The organism is Sporolactobacillus shoreicorticis, assembly GCF_024125445.1.
In the GTDB taxonomy this organism is placed as follows: domain Bacteria; phylum Bacillota; class Bacilli; order Bacillales; family Sporolactobacillaceae; genus Sporolactobacillus; species Sporolactobacillus shoreicorticis.
Genome location: NZ_JAMXWM010000009.1, coordinates 1 through 21512, shown reverse-complemented (window position 1 = coordinate 21512; position 21512 = coordinate 1). Strand labels below are relative to the sequence as shown.

Genomic DNA, 21512 nt, shown 5'->3' with positions numbered 1-21512 from the left:
AGATGCTCCTCCAAAATCAATGAGAAAAAATTGTACTTTGCGATAGGGATTGGGTATAATAAAACCAATGATTAGTTCGGGTCAATAGCGATGACTGCTCAACTTAATAGGAGGAATGCCCATTGACACATGAAAAGAAAGACAGTGTGAAAATTTATGCAATGGGCGGCGTTGGTGAAATTGGTAATAATATGACAGTCATTGAAGTAAATCATGACATTTATATTATTGATGCGGGATTAATGCATCCTCATGAAGATATGCTCGGGGTTGACACTGTAATTCCCGATGTCTCTTATTTAGCTGATCGCCGTGATCAAATTAAAGGTATCTTTTTGACTCATGGCCATCAAGCGAATATCGGAGGCCTGCCTTACCTGATGCGAGCGTTGAAGGTTCCTGTATACGGAACATGTTTGACACTTGCCTTTGTATGGGAAAGTCTCAGAAGAGTAGGTGTCAGTTTTCCAAGAGATTTATTTCATACAATTAATCCGGATAAGCGGTTGAAAATCGGAGAATGCATGATTGACTGCTTCAGGACCTATCACAGTGTCCCTGATTCTGTCGGCTATGCGATCCAGACCGCTCAGGGTTACGTTGTTCACACAGGGGATTATAAATTCGACTTTACGCCGGTTGGAGGAATCCGCACGGATGTCAGCAAAATATCGGAAATAGGGGATCGAGGCGTTCTTTGTCTGCTGTCTGATAGCAAACATGCGGAACTGCCCGGCAAAGCGCCAACTGATGCAATCATTGGCGATCATTTTAATCATATTCTCTATTCTGCTGAAGGACGGGTGATTGTTTGCATTCATGCGACCAACATTCACCGTATACAGCAATTCTTCAATACGTGTATCAAGCACAGTCGCAGGGTAGCCATTGACGGAAAATATTTGGAACGAATCATTTCGATCGCTTCCAAAAATGGCTTTCTCGACATTCCTGAGGGTATCGTGATCAACTGGGAAAAATCGATGAAACTGCCGATTCAGGAGCTTGCCATATTAACAAGCGGTCCGGATGGAGATCCGTTAACGCCATTAACAAATCTTGCCAATCATCTTCATAAGAAGCTGAGATTAAAGGAAAAAGATTTGATCATCTATGCGGCGTCTTTAACGCCAAGTAATGAAAAAACAGTGACGAATGCGATCGATCAGCTAATGAGTGAAGGCGCAGAGGTTGTATTTGGTAAGGATGTCCATATTTCAGGTCATGGTTCCGAAGAAGACATCAAGTTAATGCTCCAATTAATTCGGCCAAAATATGTTGTGCCGATTGATGGTGAGTTTAAAATGATGAAGGCTCATCAGGAGCTTGCGGAATCTATGGGAATTCCTGCCAGCCGCACATTTTTGATGGACAAGGGTGATGTTGTGGAATTCACAAATGGTGAAGCGAGATCATCAGAATCGGTTCCTGCCGGGCAGCTGCTTGTTGACGGACTTGGTGTTGGTGATGTGGGGAATATTGTATTAAGAGATCGTCGTTTGCTGTCTCAGGACGGTACGGTTATTGTTGTCGTGACACTGGGACGCAGGACAAAGAAAATCCTTGCAGGTCCTGAGATTATTACACGCGGATTCGTTTATGTTCGTGAGTCGGAAGATCTTTTAGATCAAGCTAATCATATTGTTTCTGATGTGCTGTCGAAGTCGTTGACACAGCACGTATCTGAGTGGTCATCGCTAAAAAGTGGAATTCGTGATTCGCTAGGTCGATATTTTTTTGATAAAACCAAACGCCGTCCAATGATATTGCCAATTATCATGGAATTTTAAAAACCGAGTCAAAATGCTCGGTTTTTTTATTTTTTCTGTTGAATGGTCAAATCAGCCGACCAGTAATTCTTTGCCAAAAACAGGTATTTAGAGTAAATTAAAGACAGAAAGGCTTTCGGACAAACCTGTCTGTAGCATGAACTAAATGAGGTGCACGGGAATTATGGCAAAGAAGAAAAGGAAGCGCACGCGCGCAAGTATTGGCTGGAAAGAGACGCTGATCTATGAAGTGGGCGGTCTCTGTATGTTTGCGCTGACCTGCATCGGTATCAGTAATTTAGGTGTTGCCGGGGAAGTGATTAAAGAAGCGGCACGGTTATTCACCGGAAATTGGTGGGTACTTCTCCTCCTTTACTTTCTTGTTCTTTCGGTTTATTATATTTTATTTCGAAAACAGCCGGAATTTTTTACACGAAGGCTTTCGGGTATTTATTTACTTACGTTTACACTGCTCTTAGTTAGCCATATCCGCTTATTTGAGGCATTGTCTACGGTAAATGTGTGGCAGAATCGATCAGTGATTTTGAATACTTTCCTGCTTTTTCGCGGTGAATTGTCAGGATCAATTCCAAGTCAGGGTCTAGGAGGCGGAATGATCGGTTCGATTGGATTCGCTTTTTTTTATTATCTCTTCTCTACGACCGGCACCTATTTTATGACGGGCTTTCTCTTCCTTGTGTCTATTATTTTGATCACTGGGCATTCTTTGCGCGATATCATGAAGAGATTATTTGGCGGTTTGTTCCGATCATTGAAAAAGAGTGCTGTGAATTTGAAGAGTGGGTTGACTTATTTTTTTACAAGAGATCGTAAACAAAAGCAAAAGAAGGAATTAAGTCGTAACGAAGAGCATCAATCACCAATTATTGAAGATGCGCAAGAAAATAGATCATCCGAACCTGAAATTCATGATTTTAATGAAACATCCATGGATATTCAGGATCCGGTCACAACGGAGAGCAAGCAGCTGTCGACAGAAGACTATGAAGATGAATCGACTGATGATGTAACTCCTGATTTTTCACAAATGCCAATTGAGAATGCAGATTATCAATTGCCGTCCTTATCTTTACTGCGAGCACCGGGGAAAAATGCACAGAATAATGAACGAACCCATATTGCAGAGAATGTGCGTACTCTGGAACGGACTTTCGAAAGTTTTGGTGTACGTGCAACGGTTAAGGAAGTTCATCTTGGACCGGCTGTAACACGTTATGAAGTGTACCCGGAAGCAGGGGTGAAGGTCAGCCGAATTCTCAGCTTAAGCGATGATCTGGCACTGGCTCTTGCTGCTAAGGACATTCGGATTGAAGCGCCTATTCCCGGAAAATCAGCCGTTGGTATTGAAGTACCTAATCAGGAAGTCGCTATGGTCTGTCTCAGAGAAGTGCTTGAATCCAAGAATGCAAAACGTGCGTCATCGAAACTTACCATTGGTCTTGGACGCGACATCTCCGGCGAACCGATTCTTGCTGATTTAAATCGGATGCCGCACTTGCTTGTTGCCGGGGCGACAGGTAGCGGAAAAAGTGTCTGTATTAATGGAATCATTATTACACTTCTTATGCGTACGAAACCGAGTGAGGTTAAACTTTTCATGATCGACCCGAAAATGGTTGAACTGAACGTTTATAATGGGATTCCTCATCTATTGACACCAGTTGTAACGGATCCTGCAAAGGCGGCGCTTGGGCTCAAAAATGTGCTAGGTGAAATGGAAAGACGTTATGAACTGTTTTCACAGAGCGGTACACGCAACTTGGAGAGCTATAATGATACGGTTCGAAAATTCAATCAAGAGCACGAAGAAAAGCAGCCGCTGATGCCTTATATCGTTGTCATTATTGATGAGCTTGCTGATTTGATGATGGTTGCTTCTAAGGATGTTGAAGAAACCGTGACTCGTCTTGCTCAAATGGCACGTGCTGCCGGAATTCACTTGATCATTGCCACACAGCGACCGTCAGTGGATATCATTACGGGTGTCATCAAAGCAAATATACCGTCTCGAATCGCGTTCAGTGTTTCATCGATGATGGACTCACGAACGATTTTGGATTCAGGTGGAGCGGAAAAACTGCTCGGAAAGGGCGATATGCTGTTTCTTCCAATCGGTGCGTCAAAACCTGTCCGTATTCAAGGCGCCTTTCTGTCGGACGAAGAGGTCGAAGCGGTCGTCAATCACGTGATTAGTCAGCAGAAAGCAAATTATCGTCAAGATATGATACCGGCGGAACAGCCGGAACAGATTCAAGAGAAGGTCGAGGATGAATTATTTGACGATGCCGTGCAGCTTGTCTCTTCCAGGCAGACGGCAAGTGTTTCAATGCTGCAGCGCAAGTTCAAAATCGGCTACAATAGAGCCGCACGTTTGATTGATGCAATGGAGGAACATCATATTGTCGGTCCTTATGAAGGCAGTAAACCACGTGCTGTACTTGTGCCGAAGCAAAGTGATGAGATCAGTGGAAGATGAGCGACAGGTAACGAAGCAGTGATGGAGTGGACAAAATGAAGAAAATCTTAATTACTGGAGCCAGTGGGGCAATCGGCAGCGCAGCTGCGCGATCACTGGCACATTCCGGTGCTTCGCTTTTTTTACATTATTATGAAGCTGAGGCAGCAGCTCAGAAGCTGGCCGTTGCGTTAAGCAAAAAATACATGAAACAGGAATTCAGATGTGTTCAAGCAGATCTCTCTGAAACAGATGGTACAGACACGCTGCTTAAGCAGCTGAACGCACCCATTGACGGCGTTGTCTACGCCAGCGGCAACAGTGATATTAATCTCTTCCAAGATGTAAAAGAAGAAACGATTCAAAAAACTATTCAATTGCAGATGACCAGTCCGTTTCGTCTTCTGCAACAGCTTGTTCAGCCGATGATTCATGAGAAAACAGGAAAGATCGTGCTCGTTTCTTCCATTTGGGGATTGGAAGGAGCGGCTACTGAAGTTCTCTATTCCATGGTAAAAGGCGGCCAAAATGCCTTTGTTAAAGCACTGGCGAAAGAAGTTGCTCCCAGCGGCATTACGGTGAATGCGGTCGCACCTGGTGCGGTCGACACGCCGATGATGAACAAATTCAGCCAAGAAGATATCGAGTTAGTTAAGGAAGAGATTCCTATGGGCCGTCTGGCTGCACCTGAAGAAGTTGGGGCCTTAATCAATTTCTTGATGAGTCCTTCTGCGTCATACATTAATGGTCAAGTGATCTCAATAAACGGCGCCTGGCATTGCTGAGTACTCCTTATGAATAAGGAAGTGTATCTTTAGGAATTCTATAGAGGGTCACAAAAAAGGAGGAGATTAACGTGTCCATTATGGATAACTGGAAACATTGGAAAGACTTTCTCGGTGATCGGGTAGAGCAGGCGGAAGACCTTGGTATCAGTGATGATACGATTACATCATTTGCCAAGAAAATAGGCGATTATCTCAGCGAACATGTAGACCCTAAAAATGATCAGGATCGGGTGCTTAAAGATTTGTGGACCGTAGCAGGTGAGTCAGAGCGCCATGTACTTGCTCGACTGATCATGAAAATGGTGACGTCGGATTCATTAAACGCACATCAATCTGTTTAATACCAGGATTTTTTAAAGAGGCGTATTTGTACGTCTCTTTTTTCAGTGTCTCTATCGTTAAAATAATGAAGTTATGATAATATTAGTAATGTACGTTAATGATAATTGAACTGTGAATTTCGGCACCTGGAACCTCTAGTGGTGTTATGATACAGTAAGGAAACTTTGAGACTCCAAGCAGTGGAACCGATGGAGGAAACTTTATGTCCGACGGTAAAGAATGGTATATGGAGTACGAAATACATAAGAACAGGCCTGGATTACTTGGAGAAGTTTCCTCGCTGCTTGGTGTCCTCGGAATCAACATTCTGACCATTAATGGGGTGGATCACGAACGTCGCGGACTTCTGGTTAAATCTCAGAACGACGGGCAGATGAAACAATTTTTGGCTGCAATCGAGAAGATGGAAACCATTCATCTGACTAAGGTCCGACAGCCGACACTTGGTGACCGACTTGCTGTTCGTCATGGCCGATACATAGAGAGAGACACAGGAGATCGTAAAACATTCCGTTTTTCACGTGATGAAATCGGCTTACTGGTTGATTTTATGGCAGAATTGTTTAAGATGCCGGCACATCTTCTGCTCGGTATTCGCGGGTTGCCACGAGTAGGCAAGTCGGAGTCAATTATCGCGGCTAGTGTGTCCGCAAATAAACGCTGGCAATTTATATCATCAACCCTCTTGAAACAGACCATTCGAACGAGACTTTCTGAAGATGAGCGGTCTCATGATCAAATTTTTGTCATTGATGGAGCTGTTTCGCAAAGATCAGGTTCGGAAAGTCATTGGAATCTGATTCGCGAATTGATGAGGCTCCCTGTTACTAAAGTAATCGAGCATCCGGATCTTTTTATCAAGGGAACAGAGTTTTCGATGGACACGTTTGATTATATTATTGAACTTCGAAGTCATCGCGAAGAGAAAATAACAAACGAAATGACAACGGCTCCTTGTTTTTCATGGCATTATTTTAATTCATAATGGCAGGTGTTAGGATTGAGTGAACTTGGTCAAGTGCTGAAGGAAGCCCGGGAACAGAAGAACCTGTCTCTGGACGATCTTCAAGAAGAAACAAAAATTCAAAGACGTTATCTGAAAGCAATTGAAGACGGCGATTACAGTCAGCTTCCTGGTGACTTTTATACCCGAGCCTTTATTAAAAGCTACGCAGAAGCAGTCGGACTGGATTTTAAAAGTCTGGTGGAGGAGTATCCCGGCGATATGCCGAAGCTTGAGCACCAGCGTGTGGAAACGCGTGTTACTCCTCCGGACGGCAGCGAAAACGAACGATCGCCGAAAAAACTTCATACAAATGCGGTTCGATCAAAAAATTGGTCTTCATTTGTCAACAAGGCAATTGTGATTGTTTTTGTCCTGATTGCATTGATGATTGTTTATATTCTTGTGACACACATTGCGGGAGGTGGATCCAATCCGTCGACGGATGAGAGCAGCAGCAATTCCGTTCAGTATAAAGGCGACAGCGCATCACCGGACAGTTCGTCATCCTCTGATTCAGCGAGCAGTTCATCAGACTCCTCTTCTGAACAGAAATTGAAAAAGGATAAAGAAGAAGGGACGACGACCACTTATACGTTATCCGGAACTGATCAATTTGATGTTACCGTCACAGCTAAATCTAATTCCCCCGCTTGGTTTGAAGCGGTAGACAACACAACGAACAAACAAATTGCTCAAGGAACTGCAGCGCGCACGGGGAAAAAGTCATATCATTTTGATGCATCAGATGTGCAGACACTTCGGCTCAAATTTGGTAACGTGCCTGGAACGGAATTGAAAATAAACGGTAAGAATGTTAACTTTTCAAATTCAGGCACAGTACAGACCCTTCTAATTAATTTCAGCAAGTGAACAATTTGTTTTATTGGAGCCAGCCCGCTGCGGCGGCTCACTTTTTTTGGCTGTAAGACGGCGCAAGCTGTGTCGGGGTACCGTAACATTTTCAAAACAGTGATCATTAATTTGTAGGAGGACTTTTCGATGAATATTGCCAATAAATTAACGGTAGCACGCATGATCATGATTCCGCTTTTCTTAGTTCTGCTTCTGGCACCGATTCCGCTTGGTGTTCTTGGCGGGGAAAGTTACCGGCTTCCTGTTTCCCAACTGCTTGCTGCCATTATTTTTGTTCTCGCTTCTTTTACTGACTGGCTTGATGGACAGCTCGCACGCAAGTATCATTTAATTACAAATTTTGGGAAACTGCTTGATCCTTTGGCTGATAAACTGCTCGTAATGAGTGCCTTTGTTGCTTTTGTGGGCCTGGGAAGAATGGCATCCTGGCTGGTGATTCTGATCCTTGCACGTGAATTTGCTGTCACCGGCTTGCGTTTAGTGGCTGTTGAAGAAGGGGAAGTGATTGCAGCAAGCAAAATTGCAAAATGGAAAACCTTCTCACAAATGGTGGCGATCATTTTATTCTTGTTTAATAATGTACCTTTCGGTTTGAACGGATTTCCTCTTGATCAGATTATTCTCTGGATTGCGGTCATTCTTACTGTCCTTTCCGGAATCGATTATTTTTATAAGAATCGCCAGATTGTTTTCCAATCTAAATGAGCGGGCAGACTTGCACTACGCATTTTTGTGCCTGATAATAAACGAGAGAATAATAGGTTTGAAAACGGAGGATAGGAGCTCTTGCACATGAATGCAGAAATCATTGCGGTTGGTTCGGAACTTTTGCTCGGACAAATTGCTAATACGAACGCTCAGTTTATTTCTGAACATTTAGCCGCGCTAGGTATTGATGTTTTTTTTCATACAGTCTGCGGCGATAACGAAGCACGCATGATTGATGTGATCAAGAATGCGGAAGCACGAGCAGATCTGTTGATCTTTACCGGCGGACTCGGTCCCACAAAAGATGATTTGACAAAAGAGACCGTTGCGAAAGTATTAGGAAGAAAAATGGTAACGGATCAAGAAGCAATGGACAGTATCTTAAATTATTTTAAGGTGACCGGAAGAGAAATGACTGAAAATAATAAAAAGCAGGCATTGGTGATTGAAGGGAGTCATGTACTGCCCAACCATCATGGGATGGCTCCGGGGATGATTGTCGATACGAAGAATCATCTTTATTTGTTGATGCCCGGCGTTCCGTCAGAAATGAAACCAATGTTTCTTGATTTCGCTCAACGTTATTTAGCGCGTCGAAATGAAGAACATATTCAATCGCGCGTCCTTCGTTTTTTTGGAATCGGTGAATCTCAGCTGGAGACGAAAATTATTGATTTGATCGATGCGCAGTCAAATCCGACCATTGCGCCGCTCGCCAAAGAGAGTGAGGTCACTTTGAGATTGACTGCAAAGCATGAACGATCGGATCAGGCAGAAGCGATGCTTGATGCGCTTGAGGCGAAAATCGATGCACGAGTCGGCCAATATCTATATGGATATGATGAAACGTCGCTTCCTGAAGTTGTGTTCCAGCTGCTGTGTGAGAAGAAAAAAACGATCGCGTTTGCAGAAAGTCTTACAGGCGGTATGGCGGCCGATTGGCTGGCGGCTTTTCCAGGAGCATCTTCAGTTCTAAGCGGAGGCATTGTCTGCTATACGAACCATGTGAAGCGTCACGTGCTTCATGTTCCTGAAGATGTACTTCAAACAGACGGAGCCGTGAGTGCAATATGCGCGAAGCTTTTGGCTGAGTCAGCCCGTAAACTGTGTGGCTCTGATTTTGGTATTTCGTTTACAGGTGTCGCAGGTCCCGATACAAGCGAAGGGAAAGCAGTAGGGACCGTTTATATTGGTCTTGCATATAAAAACGGCGCGAATAGCTATCCCTTTCAATTTAATGGAACTCGTCAAAAAATCAGAATTCAGTCAGCGAAGACGGGGTATGACATAGTCAGAAGATATTTAAACGGATTGCCAATTCTCGGACAGTAAAAAAAAACGAATAAACATTCGCAGAACACTTGTGCTTATCGATGGAAAAAGGTATGATTATAAAAAGAATGTTGAAGGAGATGAACCACGATCATGGCTGAAAAAAATGAACGAAAAGCAGCATTAGACAGCGCTCTTCGCCAAATTGAGAAACAGTTTGGCAAAGGTTCAATTATGCGATTGGGAGAACGGCCGGAACAGCGTGTGTCCACAGTATCAAGCGGTTCTCTGGCCTTAGATATAGCACTGGGCGTCGGCGGTTATCCGCGCGGACGTATTATTGAAATCTACGGACCTGAATCCTCAGGAAAAACAACGGTTGCGCTGCATGCCATTGCCGAAGCGCAGCAAGGCGGCGGACAGGCAGCCTTTATTGATGCCGAACATGCACTTGATCCCGTTTATGCCGAACATCTAGGCGTCAACATTGATGAACTGCTCCTCTCTCAACCGGATACCGGCGAGCAGGCGCTTGAAATTGCTGAAGCACTTGTACGAAGCGGCGCGGTTGATATCATTGTTATTGATTCGGTCGCGGCTTTGGTGCCGAAAGCTGAAATTGAAGGCGAGATGGGAGATGCTCATGTCGGTCTTCAGGCACGGTTGATGTCCCAAGCCCTTCGGAAGCTTTCCGGAGCAATCAGCAAGTCAAAAACAACCGCTATTTTTATCAATCAGATTCGCGAGAAAGTAGGCGTTATGTTCGGTAACCCTGAAATCACACCGGGCGGCCGTGCACTTAAATTTTATGCCTCGGTACGATTGGAGGTGCGCCGTGCAGAGACGCTCAAAATCGGCAATGATATTGTCGGCAATCGAGCGAGAATTAAGGTAGTCAAGAATAAGGTTGCCCCACCTTTTAAACAGGCAGAAGTAGACATTATGTACGGACAGGGGATTTCGCAAGAAGGCGAAATTCTTGATATCGGTGCTGATCTGGATATTGTTGAAAAAAGTGGCTCATGGTATTCTTACAATAATGAACGCTTAGGTCAGGGACGTGAGAACTCGAAACTCTATTTGAAAGAAAATAACCCTGTAAAAGAGGAAATAAAACAACGAATTCGTGAACATTACCAGTTGGACGGACTACCGGAAGAAAATCCTGATGAAGAAACTGAACCGCTTCCAAATAAAGAATAAGTTTCGTTATAAAGCAAGTGTAAAATGCGGTCTTTTAGTCAAAGCTGACTTTTAAGACTGCTTCTTTTTATTGGGCATAAATTTATCGGATACATGAAGATTTTGAGGTCAAACTTCTTTTCAGTCTTCTGACATATTCAACGGTTTTTTCTAAAATTGAAAGGTGAATCAATTATTTTAAATGTCGCCGAGTAGCGCTTTTATAAGCTGCATCAAAAAAGTCTAAAAATATTATAATTATCAGAATGTAATAAAAATTTTAAAATACAATCCAAAGGGTGTGAGGTTGACAACCCAAATAGTCAATTATACAATAAACTTGTAACTGCAAAGTTATTGATTACATGATTATGTAAATTTTTCGCATGAAAATGCTTAAAAAGGCGACAGAACGGTGAACGAAACTGCCATGTTCCTTTCATGCGACCCATTGCATAAGGGTAATAGAATTGGGATATTTAGTTGAAACACCTTTTCTACCTATCGTATCTTTGTTAAGCATCATTCAAAAGGTAAAAGTAACTGTTTTACTTGTTGACGATATGGAAAAGCAAGGAGGTGAAATAATGATAATCATTATTTTGATCATCTCCATTGTGCTTGTCTCTGTAGTTTGTCTGTTTGTTGGCTATTACATCCGAAAGAAATTTGCTGAGGCGAAAATTTCATCTGCTGAAACCGCAGCACATCAGATTGTTGAAGATGCGCATCGAGATGCGGAGGCATTGAAAAAAGAAGCCCTCTTGGAAGCAAAGGACGAAATCCATACGCTTCGGTCTCAGGCAGAGAATGAAGCGCGTGAGCGGCGAAATGAACTTCAAAGACAAGAAAATCGCCTTTTGCAGAAAGAGGATTTGCTCGATCGAAAAAGCGAGTCACTCGATAATAAAGAGAGTTCATTGGAAAAAAGGGAGGAAACTCTTAGCAAGAAACGTCGACAAATTGAAGAGATGGAAAGCAAAGTGGAGGAATCGCTGCGTAAGCAGCAATCGGAGCTTGAACGTATTTCCGGTTTAACGAACGACGAGGCGAAGGAACTCATTCTGAACCAAGTCAGGCAGGAAACCATCCATGAGGCTGCTCAAATCGCAAAGGATATCGAATCAAGAGCGAAGGAAGATGCGGAAAAGAAAGCAAAAAGTATCCTTTCGCTGGCGATTCAACGTTGCGCAGCAGATCATGTAACGGAGACTACAGTTTCGGTTGTCAACCTGCCCAATGATGAAATGAAGGGTCGTATCATCGGGCGAGAGGGACGAAATATCCGGACACTTGAAACACTTACGGGTATTGATCTCATTATTGATGATACGCCGGAAGCTGTTATTCTGTCAGGATTTGACCCGATCCGGCGAGAGGTTGCTCGTCTTGCTCTTGAGAAGCTCGTTCAAGATGGACGCATTCATCCGGCTCGTATTGAAGAAATGGTAGAAAAATCGCGACATGAAGTTGATGAGAAAATCCGCGATTACGGAGAACAAACCATTTTTGAAGTCGGTATTCACAGCTTACATCCGGATCTGATCAAGATCTTGGGACGACTCCACTTCAGAACAAGTTACGGTCAGAATGTGTTGAAACATTCGATGGAAGTTGCTTTTTTAGCCGGAATGATGGCTGCCGAACTTGGAGAAGACGAGAATTTGGCGAGAAGAGCAGGATTGCTGCATGATATCGGCAAAGCGATTGACCACGAGGTTGAAGGAAGCCATGTGGAAATCGGTGTTGAGTTAGCAACGAAGTACAAAGAGCACCCGGTTGTTATTAACAGCATCGCTTCTCACCATGGAGATACTGCGGCTACCTCTGTAATCTCTGTTCTTGTCGCCGCAGCAGATGCATTGTCTGCTGCGAGACCGGGAGCACGCCGTGAAACACTTGAAACATATATCCATCGACTGGAGAAATTGGAAGAAATCTCCGAATCTTTTGAAGGGGTCGAGAAATCGTATGCGATTCAGGCGGGACGAGAAATTCGAATTATCGTTCAACCGGATATCGTTGATGATGCAAAATCATTCCAGTTGGCGCGTGAAATCACCAAAAAAATTGAAAATGAACTGGACTATCCAGGAAATATCAAGGTTACGGTGATTCGCGAGACACGGGCTGTAGAATATGCGAAATAAAAAAGGCGGCAAAAGGCCGCCTTTTTTACAAGTTAAGACAGTATATGATTTTACAGTAAAGCAAAAGGTCGTGGACAGACGTGCAGAGATGCGAGACTCCTGCTGGAGTGCAGGCTAGGGGAGCCCGCAGGCATTTGGAATGCCCGCGAGCACGCCAGTTGATCGCGAGCACCCGGAGCGTATTCAAAACCTGGTGTGGATTTAGAACCGGGCGTTTTTTGCCCGGTTTTTCTTATACCTTGAGTGGGATTAGTGATTAGAAAAGAGTGTGAACAATGAAAATTTTATTTGTCGGTGATGTCTATGGACGCACAGGTCGAGAAATGATTGAAAGCTATTTGCAAAAATTAAAAAGTAAGTTTCAACCCACGGTAACAATCGTGAATGCGGAAAATGCGGCACATGGAAAGGGATTGACTAAAAAAATCTATCGACAGCTGATTGAGGCAGGAGCAGATATGCTTACGATGGGAAATCATACTTGGGATAATCGTGAGCTGTTTGAGTTCATTGACGATGCCAAACTGCTTGTTCGTCCGGCAAACTTTCCTGAAGGAACACCTGGAACAGGAATTCGTTACATTACGCTGCCGCACACTATGTCGGTGGCTGTGATCAATATTCAGGGACGCGTTTTTTTACCGCCGCTGGATGACCCATTCCGAATCGTCAAACAGCTTGTTGATGAAGCACACCAAAAAACATCGATCATATTTGTCGATGTTCACGCGGAAACGACAAGTGAAAAACTTGCGCTGGGATGGTATTTGGATGGTCGTGTTTCAGCAGTAATCGGAACGCATACTCATGTTCAAACAGCTGACGAACGTATTCTGCCACAAGGAACTGCATATTTGACGGATGTTGGGATGACCGGTCCCTATAATGGCATCATTGGGGTCAAGAGAGCTACGGTGACAAAAAGATTTCTGACTTCGATGCCTGTTCGTTTTGAGAGCGAGGAAGGATCGGGTCAGCTTGGTGCCGTGCTTATTCAAATTGATGAGAAGACCGGCAAAGCGACAAAGATCAATCGAATTTTAATTAATGATGATCACCTGTTTTTCGATTGAATGACCGGACTTCAATTATAGGATTGTAAATAAAAAAACCTCACGTGAATCCGGTGAGGTGCGAATGGATGGATAAAAACATGCCTTTGTGCGTGTTTTTTTATTTAGGGTAAAGGATTGCTTTTATCAATACCTTTATCACTTTTAATTTCAGATCACTTAAAGTAAACTCATTTTTCACCTAGGTTCGACTATGAGTTTTATCGCGGTACGCTCCTCGCCATCAATGATAATATCCGTAAATGCCGGGATACAAATAAGGTCAAGCCCGCTAGGCGCGACAAAGCCTCTGGCGATGGCGACCGCTTTAACTGCTTGGTTGAGTGCGCCGGCTCCAATTGCTTGTATTTCCGCTGTTTTTTGTTCCCTCATTGCGTGAGCTAGGGCCCCGGCAACAGAGTTAGGTACAGATCTTGCTGAAACTTTTAATACATCCATTTCCGTTTGTCATCTCCTTATGAGGATTGCCCATAAATTACTATATTCTTTAAGAAGATGACTATGCCTACTTTAGTACGTAGGCTGGAATGAGAAAAACTTTAAAGAATAAGTCATTGGCAAATAATGTGGTTCGATACATGAGCGTTAATCTTTCGATATCTTCTTATAGAGCAACGAAACAAAATAGACACAAAATGGAAAGAAAAAGCGCAATAATTATCAGATAATATGATATCATAATAATATATAAAAGAAATGGATACGATATAAGGAGAGATTGTTGTGACCGAACAAAATGCATGGAAAATGAATGGATTTCTTGGTATTTTGGCAGTACTTATTTTAATTGGAATCGGCGTGGCAGCTGTTGTCAGGGAACAGCCGCTGCCGGTGATTATTGCTTGGCTGCTTGCCTCTGTATTGATGACTGGATTTACAATTGTGCCGCCTAATAAAACAAAGGTTGTTACTTTTTTTGGCAAATATGTAGGCAGCATACGAACAAACGGTATTTACTTAACGATACCGTTAACCGTAAAAAAAACGGTCTCGTTACGAGTACGCAACTTTAACAGTCAGAAACTGAAAGTCAACGATGTCGAAGGAAACCCGATCGAAATTGCGGCAGTGGTTGTTTTCAAAGTTATTGATTCTGCTAAAGCACTGTTTGATGTTGATGATTATAGTCAGTTTGTTGAAATCCAAAGTGAAACGGCCATTCGGCATATCGCATCGCAATATCCCTACGACAATTTCAATGAGGAGGGACTGTCTTTAAGAAGCAATTCTGTTGAGATTTCGACGATGCTGAGGACAGAGCTGCAGGAGCGGCTTGCACTTGCCGGCGTGGAAGTCATTGAAACGCGTTTGACTCACCTCGCTTATTCGACTGAGGTTGCTCAGGCGATGCTGCAGCGCCAGCAGGCGTCGGCAATTATTTCGGCAAGAAAGAAGATTGTTGAAGGGGCGGTAGGGATGGCTCAAATGGCCATTCAGCGTTTGCAGGAAGAACACGTTGTCGAACTTGATGAAGAGCGAAAAGTAGCTATGATCAACAATTTGATGGTAGCCATTGTTTCAGACAAGGGATCACAGCCGGTGATTAACACAGGAAGTCTCTATTAAGCAGGTTTTATTATAATGGCAAAAAAGAAGAGTTTCTTACTTAGAATTGATCCGGAACTATATGATCAAGTGCAAAGATGGGCCGATGATGAATTTCGCAGTGTTAACGGACAAATTGAGTTCTTGCTTCGCGATGCATTAAGAAGGTCGGGAAGAAAAAGCGAGAAGAATAATTCTTCGGATTAATAGAGAAAAAATAAATATACAAGCGTTTTCATTAAAATGCTATAATTAAAAGAGAAGGAAGATGGACAAATTAAGGAGGCGCTTGCCGATGCGTGTTGAACAACTAATGCTGAGAGATGTTGTGACAGTACATGAAAGTGATTCAGTCAAAACATTGATTAAGATCATGATCGAACATAAAATCGGCGGTGCTCCTGTTGTGGATGATGACAATCGATTAATTGGTTATATCAGCGATGGGGATCTTTTGAGAGCTATTTCACCGAAACAGCAATCGATCTATGATCTATACTCATTAATTTCAGCGGTTACAGTTGAACTGTCACAAGATCGATTAAAAGACTTGTTATCGAAACAAGTCGGTGTAATCATGAAGAAAAGAAAATTGCAGACCGCAGAAAAGGACAATGAGTTAGACACTGTTTTGAAAATGCTCTCACACTACCATATTAAAAGGATTCCAGTCGTTGATGAGGATCGGCATGTTGTCGGATTAGTCACGAGAAGCCATATCATTCGTCATATTGGCGAGCAACTGCTGAATGAATAGAAAACACAAACCAGCATGCTTTTTTTACCATGCTGGTTTGTGTGATCAAGGCATATGGTCACTTTAATAGGTTTTGTGCAATAGATGTTGGTTGAAAACCGTATTCCTCAGGACGGACAGTTCGAATAGACGGAATGCTGCGGAGGATCGGAACACAGCATATATAAACGGCAATGAAGAGAAGACTCGCGCTCGTTGCGGTAAAAATGGTTGCGGGGCTCAACAACGCACTTAAAGAACCGCCAATTAGAGAACCAACGGGCATGATACACGTGGATATACTTACCATAACAGAAATGGAGCGGGCTAACAGATTTTCAGGAATAATATTTTGCATCATCACGAAGTTCAGTATGTTTGTCAGACCAATAGGAACCATGCTGATCGCAAACAAAATGACTTTTAGCGAGATGTTCGGCATTAAGGCTGAAGAAAGCCAAAATCCGAACCCAAGCGCGTAGCTCACGATCATCAGATGCCCGAAGCGAATCGTTCAAACAGTCCGGCAGCTGCTGCTCCGGTGAGACTTCCGATCGACATTCCGGCAAGCAGAAAGCCATAGATTTCCGATCCGCCAAGTGAGTCCGAGTAAGCAGGAAGTGAGGCCATCATAGCGCCGAACACGAAGTTTGTAATGGCGCTGGCGACAAGCATCTTTCCCAGAACCGAATGCAGAACAATTTGAAATCCTTCTTTAAGATCCGTGAAATAGTGTTTGGTTTGCATGCCAAGTGACTGTGGAGTATTTCCAGACTGGTTGCCGGAAAGATTAAGTGCGGCAAAAAGTGAAGCAGCAATGATAAACGTAACAATATCAGCCGTGTAGAGGGTAATCGCGCCGGCAAACGCGACAAAAGCTCCGCTAACCGCGTTAAAAGCTGCATCGGTACCTTGTTGAGCGACGGACATCAACGAATTTGCTGTGACTCGATGTTCCTTTGGAAGGATTTTTGGAATTAAAGCACTTTCTGCAGGAAATGAAAATTGATTTAGAAAAGCGGCCAGCGGCATGATGATCAGAATTAATGTGACAGAAAGCATGTGGAAGAAGAAAGCGATTGGAATGATGCTCAGTAAAAGTGCTTGAAACAATTGAGTTATTACCAACAATTTGCGTATCGAATAGCGATCAATAATCGGTCCAACGATAAACTGCAGCGCTTGAGGAACCATGGTTAGAAATCCGGCAAGTCCGGAATAAAATGCTGAGCCGCCTAACTTGTAAACGAGCCACATAGCAGCAATATAATACATACTGTCACCGATATTTGTAATCAATCGACCGATCAATAGAATAGAAAAATTTTTATTGCGCATCAACGTTTTCACTGCTACAAGCCACCTATCAATCGTATTCGTATTTCTCCATCTAAGGTAACAAAGAAAACGAAATGGAAAATCAGACGGAGGTCTGAAAATAACCCTCCCCAAGAGTATGATTTTATTGATAGAATTAAAAAAACTGTGCATGACCAATTCATGCATAGTTTTTTGTTCTTGGTTTCGTTTTCAAACATGTCCATGTATTGCTTCTGTTTCCGGGTGAAAACCATACTGCTCCGGATTGACTTCACCGGCAGCAGGCAATCGACGCAGCACCGGCATGAGCGCAACATAGCTGGCGTAGAATAAGAAGCCGCAGCTTGCGGCAATGAAGATAACTTTCGGACCAAATGTGGCACTAAGCGCGCCACCGACAAGCGAACCAAGCGGCATGATGCAAGTAGCCAGACTTGCAACAAGCGACATCGCACGGGCGAGCATATTCCGAGGCACAACGTTTTGAATTAAAGTGAAGTTAAGCACATTATTACAGCCTGGAAAAATCATACATGCTGAAAATAAAATGACTGTGAGTACTGAGATTGGAGTGGACGCTGCAGCGATCCAAAACAGAAACCCGATGAAATAACCGATCATGAGCATTTTCCCAATCGGTTTTCGTTCAAATCGACGTGCGGCTAAAGCCCCGATCAATGTTCCGATCGCCATTGCTGCCATCATCAATCCATACATTCCGGATCCGCCTAATTGATCAGAGTATGCCGGCAAAATAGCGACTAAGGCCCCTAAAGCGAAATTTGTCATCAATGAGCCAACCATCATTTTGCCGATGAGCGAGTGAATGACGATGTGAAACCCCTCATTCAAATCAGTGAAATAACGCGTACATTGTGCTTTAAATGATAGATTTGTATGAGAGGGGTTTACATGTGTTAAATGAAGCATAGCGAACATAATAATTGCGATAAAAAAAGAAACAATATCTGCACTGAACAGAAATAGAGCACCGAGTGCTGTAACGAGTACACCGCCGATCGCCTGAAATGCCGCTTCTGTTCCCTGATAAGCAAGGGTCATCAATCCGTTCGCTTGAACTCGTTGATCTTTATCCAGAATTTGAGGAATAAGCGCGCTTTCTGCTGGAAAAGAAAATTGATTAAAAAAGGAAACGATAGGCATGACAACCAGTACAAGTGATACGGATAGGGCATCAAGCAGGGCTGCTGCAGGAATTGTAATGAGGAGAACGGCTTGAGCGATTTGCGTGATGATGATCAGTCGCTTGATCGAATAGCGGTCGATAATGGGTCCGATGATAAATTGCAGGGCTCTAGGAATCATAGTCAGAAACCCGGCTAATCCGGAGTAAAAAGAGGATCCGCTCATCTCATATACAAGCCACATGGCCGCGATAAAATAGACGCTGTCTCCGATATTTGTAATCATGCGAGCGGAAATCAAGAGACGAAAATTCTTATTTTGTTTTAATAAATTCATCTTTCACAAATGCCTCCATATTAATAATGATCTGATCATAGCATGGATAGATCTGAATTTTTCAAAATGTAGACTATGTTATACACTAATACCATTTAAATGTTAGAAGCATTGTTAAAAACAAGGTCCGATCTAATGGAGCACATTCTTTCATATCATTAATGAGTTTGCTATAATTTAGGGATGAGATTTGAAAGGGAGGTTGCCTTGTGGCTGAGAAAACGTTCAGCAACGTTGATTTTTCAAAGTATTTTCAGCCGCCGTCACTGAAAGATGCGCGCAGGCGCCGCAGAGACGCGGTTCAAATTATAAATGATTTCAGTATTCCGGAAGATATGGGGACCATCGGTCAGGGGAAGAACTACTTGATTGAAACATACGGCTGCCAGATGAATGAGCATGATACGGAAGTCATGGCAGGTATTCTTGAAAAAATGGGTTATCAAGAGACAGAAGAACCGAGAAATGCGGATGTTATTTTGATCAATACGTGCGCAATTCGCGAGAATGCCGAAAATAAAGTGTTTGGACATATCGGTACGCTGAAAACATTGAAACTGGAAAACCCCGGATTAATTTTAGGGGTTTGCGGTTGCATGGCACAAGAAGAAGTGGTTGTTAATAAGATTCTTGCGAAACACCCACAGGTTGATCTGATCTTCGGCACACATAATATCCACCGCTTGCCTCAGCTTTTGGAGGAAGCACTGTTCAGCAAGGAAATGGTCGTTGAAGTGTGGTCAAAAGAAGGCGATATAGTAGAAAATCTGCCGCAATCGCGCCGTGGACACTTTCAAGCATGGGTCAACATTATGTATGGCTGTGATAAATTCTGCACCTACTGTATCGTTCCGTATACCCGAGGCAAAGAGCGAAGCCGTCATCCCAAGGAAATTATTGAGGAAGTTCGTGAACTTGCACGTAAGGGGTACAAGGAAATTACACTACTCGGGCAAAATGTTAATGCTTATGGCAAAGATCTTCCCGATATGGACAATTATGGATTGGGTGATCTTATGGATGAAATGCGCAAGATCGGTATTCCGCGTGTCCGCTTTACAACAAGTCACCCGAAGGATTTTGATGATCATTTAATTGAAGTACTTGGCAGGGGAGGCAACCTTTGCGAGCACATCCACTTACCGGTTCAATCCGGAAGCTCAGAGATTCTCAAAATTATGGGACGAGGTTATACACGGGAACGCTATCTCGATCTTTTTCATAAGATCAACCGTACGGTGCCAAATGCTTCATTTACGACGGATATTATCGTCGGTTTTCCAAATGAAACAGAGAAGCAGTTTGAAGAGACCCTGTCACTTGTGCGCGAATGCCAGTTTGACGGTGGATTTACGTTTATCTACTCACCTCGTGCAGGTACTCCTGCTGCGCGTATGAAGGATAATGTACCGATGGAAGTGAAGAAGGAACGCTTGCAGCGCTTGAATAAACTAATGAATGAGTTGTCTGCGAAAAGCAATGCCAAATACCAGAACAAAACGGTTGAGGTACTTGTCGAAGGAGAAAGTCGCAAGAATCCCGATGTGCTCTCTGGACATACGCGAACAAATAAAGTTGTGAATTTTCGCGGACCTAAGTCGCTTATCGGTCAGTTGGTTGCTGTCAAGATTACGAATACCAAGATGTGGTCGCTTGACGGAGAGTGGCAAAAAGAAGCTGAGGTATTGAGCCGATGACGGATCATCAGTATTCAAAAAAAGAGATTATTGCCAAGGCAGAGAAAATAGCAGAACAGATTTCCGAAACCAGTCAAGTCCGCTTTTACAAACAGGCGGAAGCGAAAATAAGTGCTAATAAAAAAGTGCAGCGTCTTGTCGATGAAATTAAGCATTACCAAAAAGAATCAGTAAATCTGCAGCATTTTGGAAAAACGGAAGCTTATCATCAAAATGAGGCGGTCATCGATCGATTGCAAGCAGAGCTTGATGCAATTCCTGTAGTACAGGAGTTCAAGCAATCCCAATCTGATGTTAACGATTTTCTTCAACTGATGACTAAGATTGTATCGCAGCATGTCGCCAATGAAAATGATCGCTAATCGTCCAAATTTTATAGAGGCAAAAAAGCTTCTCATATTAATGAGAAGTTTTTTGTTTGTCTAAGCCCTTATTTTGTTTCACACGTGTCATTCGCCCTGCATAACATGAAAATGAAGAAGGCAAAGGAGGTTTGGACTTTTGGCAGAGAATGCGTATAGGGAAATCATCACTAAAGCGATTTGCGGAAAAGGAAAGAAATTCAGCCAGTCCGCGCATACGGTAACACCGACTCATAAACCGACGAACATCCTTGGATGCTGGGTCATCAATCATAAATACAAAACCACCTATCATAAGGATGCAGTTATCGTCGATGGAACGTATGATATCAACACATGGTACTCGTATAATAATAATTCGAAAACCGAAGTTGTATGCGAGACGGTAAGCTACCATGACCGTGTGCCGCTGACGCTCCGCGACAAGCAGGTTATTTCCGATCAGGTTGATGTTACATGCCGGGCACTGCAGGAACCAAATTGTTTGGAAGCGAAAATTTCTCCAAATGGCAACAAGGTAGTTGCTCAAGTCGAGCGTGAATTTCTCGTTGAGGTTATCGGGGAAACAAAAGTTAAAGTCCAGGTGGATGATGACGGATTAATTCGAGCAGAAGCAGATGATGACGATGATTTAGATAAGGAATTAGACGGACTGGATTCTGAATTTCTGACCGATGATGACAAGGACGAAGATTGAGAAGGGACACGAGTCTCTTCTTTTTTTGCGTGTT

The 21512-nt window shown here is 43.2% G+C and carries 21 protein-coding genes; 17 read left to right on the top strand and 4 right to left on the bottom strand.

Annotated features, from left to right (window positions below; all coding sequences use genetic code 11):
• The first annotated feature begins 122 nt into the window (after window positions 1-122).
• From NIE88_RS09165 to NIE88_RS09115, 11 genes are all read left to right on the top strand, one after another.
• Window positions 123-1790 (top strand): ribonuclease J, encoded by a 1668-nt coding sequence (locus NIE88_RS09165; RefSeq protein WP_253061424.1) that lies wholly within the window; start codon window positions 123-125, stop codon window positions 1788-1790.
• A gap of 163 nt (window positions 1791-1953) precedes the next feature.
• Window positions 1954-4266, top strand: a complete 2313-nt coding sequence (locus NIE88_RS09160; protein WP_253061422.1) for a DNA translocase FtsK — start codon at window positions 1954-1956, stop codon at window positions 4264-4266.
• 35 nt (window positions 4267-4301) lie between these two features.
• Window positions 4302-5030, top strand: a complete 729-nt coding sequence (gene ymfI, locus NIE88_RS09155) for an elongation factor P 5-aminopentanone reductase (RefSeq protein WP_253061420.1) — start codon at window positions 4302-4304, stop codon at window positions 5028-5030.
• An 80-nt stretch (window positions 5031-5110) separates the two neighbouring features.
• Complete coding sequence (locus tag NIE88_RS09150; RefSeq protein WP_290446399.1) at window positions 5111-5374, top strand: DUF3243 domain-containing protein; 264 nt, start codon at window positions 5111-5113, stop codon at window positions 5372-5374.
• 203 nt (window positions 5375-5577) lie between these two features.
• Window positions 5578-6360, top strand: a complete 783-nt coding sequence (locus tag NIE88_RS09145; protein ID WP_253061416.1) for a DUF3388 domain-containing protein — start codon at window positions 5578-5580, stop codon at window positions 6358-6360.
• Window positions 6361-6375: 15 nt separating this feature from the next.
• Window positions 6376-7251 carry a helix-turn-helix domain-containing protein gene (locus tag NIE88_RS09140; RefSeq protein ID WP_253061414.1) on the top strand — a complete coding sequence of 292 codons (876 nt, stop codon included), beginning with the start codon at window positions 6376-6378 and terminating at the stop codon, window positions 7249-7251.
• A gap of 129 nt (window positions 7252-7380) precedes the next feature.
• Window positions 7381-7959, top strand: a complete 579-nt coding sequence (gene pgsA, locus NIE88_RS09135; protein ID WP_253061412.1) for a CDP-diacylglycerol--glycerol-3-phosphate 3-phosphatidyltransferase — start codon at window positions 7381-7383, stop codon at window positions 7957-7959.
• Between the two features lie 87 nt (window positions 7960-8046).
• Window positions 8047-9294, top strand: a complete 1248-nt coding sequence (locus NIE88_RS09130; RefSeq protein WP_253061410.1) for a competence/damage-inducible protein A — start codon at window positions 8047-8049, stop codon at window positions 9292-9294.
• Between the two features lie 93 nt (window positions 9295-9387).
• Complete coding sequence (gene recA, locus NIE88_RS09125; RefSeq protein WP_253061408.1) at window positions 9388-10437, top strand: recombinase RecA; 1050 nt, start codon at window positions 9388-9390, stop codon at window positions 10435-10437.
• Window positions 10438-11003: 566 nt separating this feature from the next.
• A complete protein-coding gene (rny, locus tag NIE88_RS09120; RefSeq protein WP_253061406.1) occupies window positions 11004-12566 on the top strand; it encodes a ribonuclease Y in 1563 nt (520 codons plus the stop codon).
• A gap of 275 nt (window positions 12567-12841) precedes the next feature.
• Entirely contained in the window at window positions 12842-13639 is a 798-nt protein-coding gene (locus NIE88_RS09115) for a TIGR00282 family metallophosphoesterase (protein ID WP_253061404.1), read from the top strand.
• Window positions 13640-13816: 177 nt separating this feature from the next.
• Here the strand turns inward: NIE88_RS09115 and NIE88_RS09110 are convergent, their stop codons facing one another.
• Window positions 13817-14077, bottom strand: a complete 261-nt coding sequence (locus NIE88_RS09110) for a stage V sporulation protein S (protein ID WP_253061402.1) — start codon at window positions 14075-14077, stop codon at window positions 13817-13819.
• A 285-nt stretch (window positions 14078-14362) separates the two neighbouring features.
• Here NIE88_RS09110 and NIE88_RS09105 point away from each other — a divergent pair, with 285 nt between their 5' ends.
• The 3 genes from NIE88_RS09105 (at window position 14363) to NIE88_RS09095 (ending at window position 15941) form a co-directional block, all read left to right on the top strand.
• Window positions 14363-15205: an SPFH domain-containing protein gene (locus NIE88_RS09105; RefSeq protein WP_253061400.1), complete on the top strand. Its 843-nt coding sequence runs from the start codon at window positions 14363-14365 to the stop codon at window positions 15203-15205.
• Window positions 15206-15220: 15 nt separating this feature from the next.
• Window positions 15221-15391: a type II toxin-antitoxin system antitoxin gene (locus NIE88_RS09100; protein ID WP_253061398.1), complete on the top strand. Its 171-nt coding sequence runs from the start codon at window positions 15221-15223 to the stop codon at window positions 15389-15391.
• Between the two features lie 88 nt (window positions 15392-15479).
• Window positions 15480-15941: a CBS domain-containing protein gene (locus NIE88_RS09095; protein ID WP_253061396.1), complete on the top strand. Its 462-nt coding sequence runs from the start codon at window positions 15480-15482 to the stop codon at window positions 15939-15941.
• Window positions 15942-15999: 58 nt separating this feature from the next.
• Here NIE88_RS09095 and NIE88_RS09090 read toward each other — a convergent pair whose 3' ends face one another.
• The 3 genes from NIE88_RS09090 to NIE88_RS09080 form a co-directional block, all read right to left on the bottom strand.
• Entirely contained in the window at window positions 16000-16407 is a 408-nt protein-coding gene (locus NIE88_RS09090) for an MFS transporter (RefSeq protein ID WP_253061394.1), read from the bottom strand.
• 5 nt (window positions 16408-16412) lie between these two features.
• Window positions 16413-17270: an MFS transporter gene (locus tag NIE88_RS09085; protein WP_253061392.1), complete on the bottom strand. Its 858-nt coding sequence runs from the start codon at window positions 17268-17270 to the stop codon at window positions 16413-16415.
• A gap of 180 nt (window positions 17271-17450) precedes the next feature.
• On the bottom strand, window positions 17451-18722 hold the full coding sequence (locus NIE88_RS09080) for an MFS transporter (RefSeq protein WP_253061390.1): 1272 nt from the start codon (window positions 18720-18722) through the stop codon (window positions 17451-17453).
• 209 nt (window positions 18723-18931) lie between these two features.
• Between NIE88_RS09080 and miaB the strand changes: the two genes are divergently transcribed.
• The 3 genes from miaB (at window position 18932) to cotE (ending at window position 21478) form a co-directional block, all read left to right on the top strand.
• Window positions 18932-20419 carry a tRNA (N6-isopentenyl adenosine(37)-C2)-methylthiotransferase MiaB gene (gene miaB, locus NIE88_RS09075; RefSeq protein WP_253061388.1) on the top strand — a complete coding sequence of 496 codons (1488 nt, stop codon included), beginning with the start codon at window positions 18932-18934 and terminating at the stop codon, window positions 20417-20419.
• Window positions 20416-20781 carry a YlbF/YmcA family competence regulator gene (locus tag NIE88_RS09070; RefSeq protein ID WP_253061386.1) on the top strand — a complete coding sequence of 122 codons (366 nt, stop codon included), beginning with the start codon at window positions 20416-20418 and terminating at the stop codon, window positions 20779-20781. Before miaB ends, NIE88_RS09070 begins: the two co-directional genes overlap by 4 nt.
• 139 nt (window positions 20782-20920) lie before the next feature.
• Complete coding sequence (gene cotE, locus NIE88_RS09065) at window positions 20921-21478, top strand: outer spore coat protein CotE (RefSeq protein ID WP_253061384.1); 558 nt, start codon at window positions 20921-20923, stop codon at window positions 21476-21478.
• The last annotated feature ends 34 nt before the right edge of the window (window positions 21479-21512 follow it).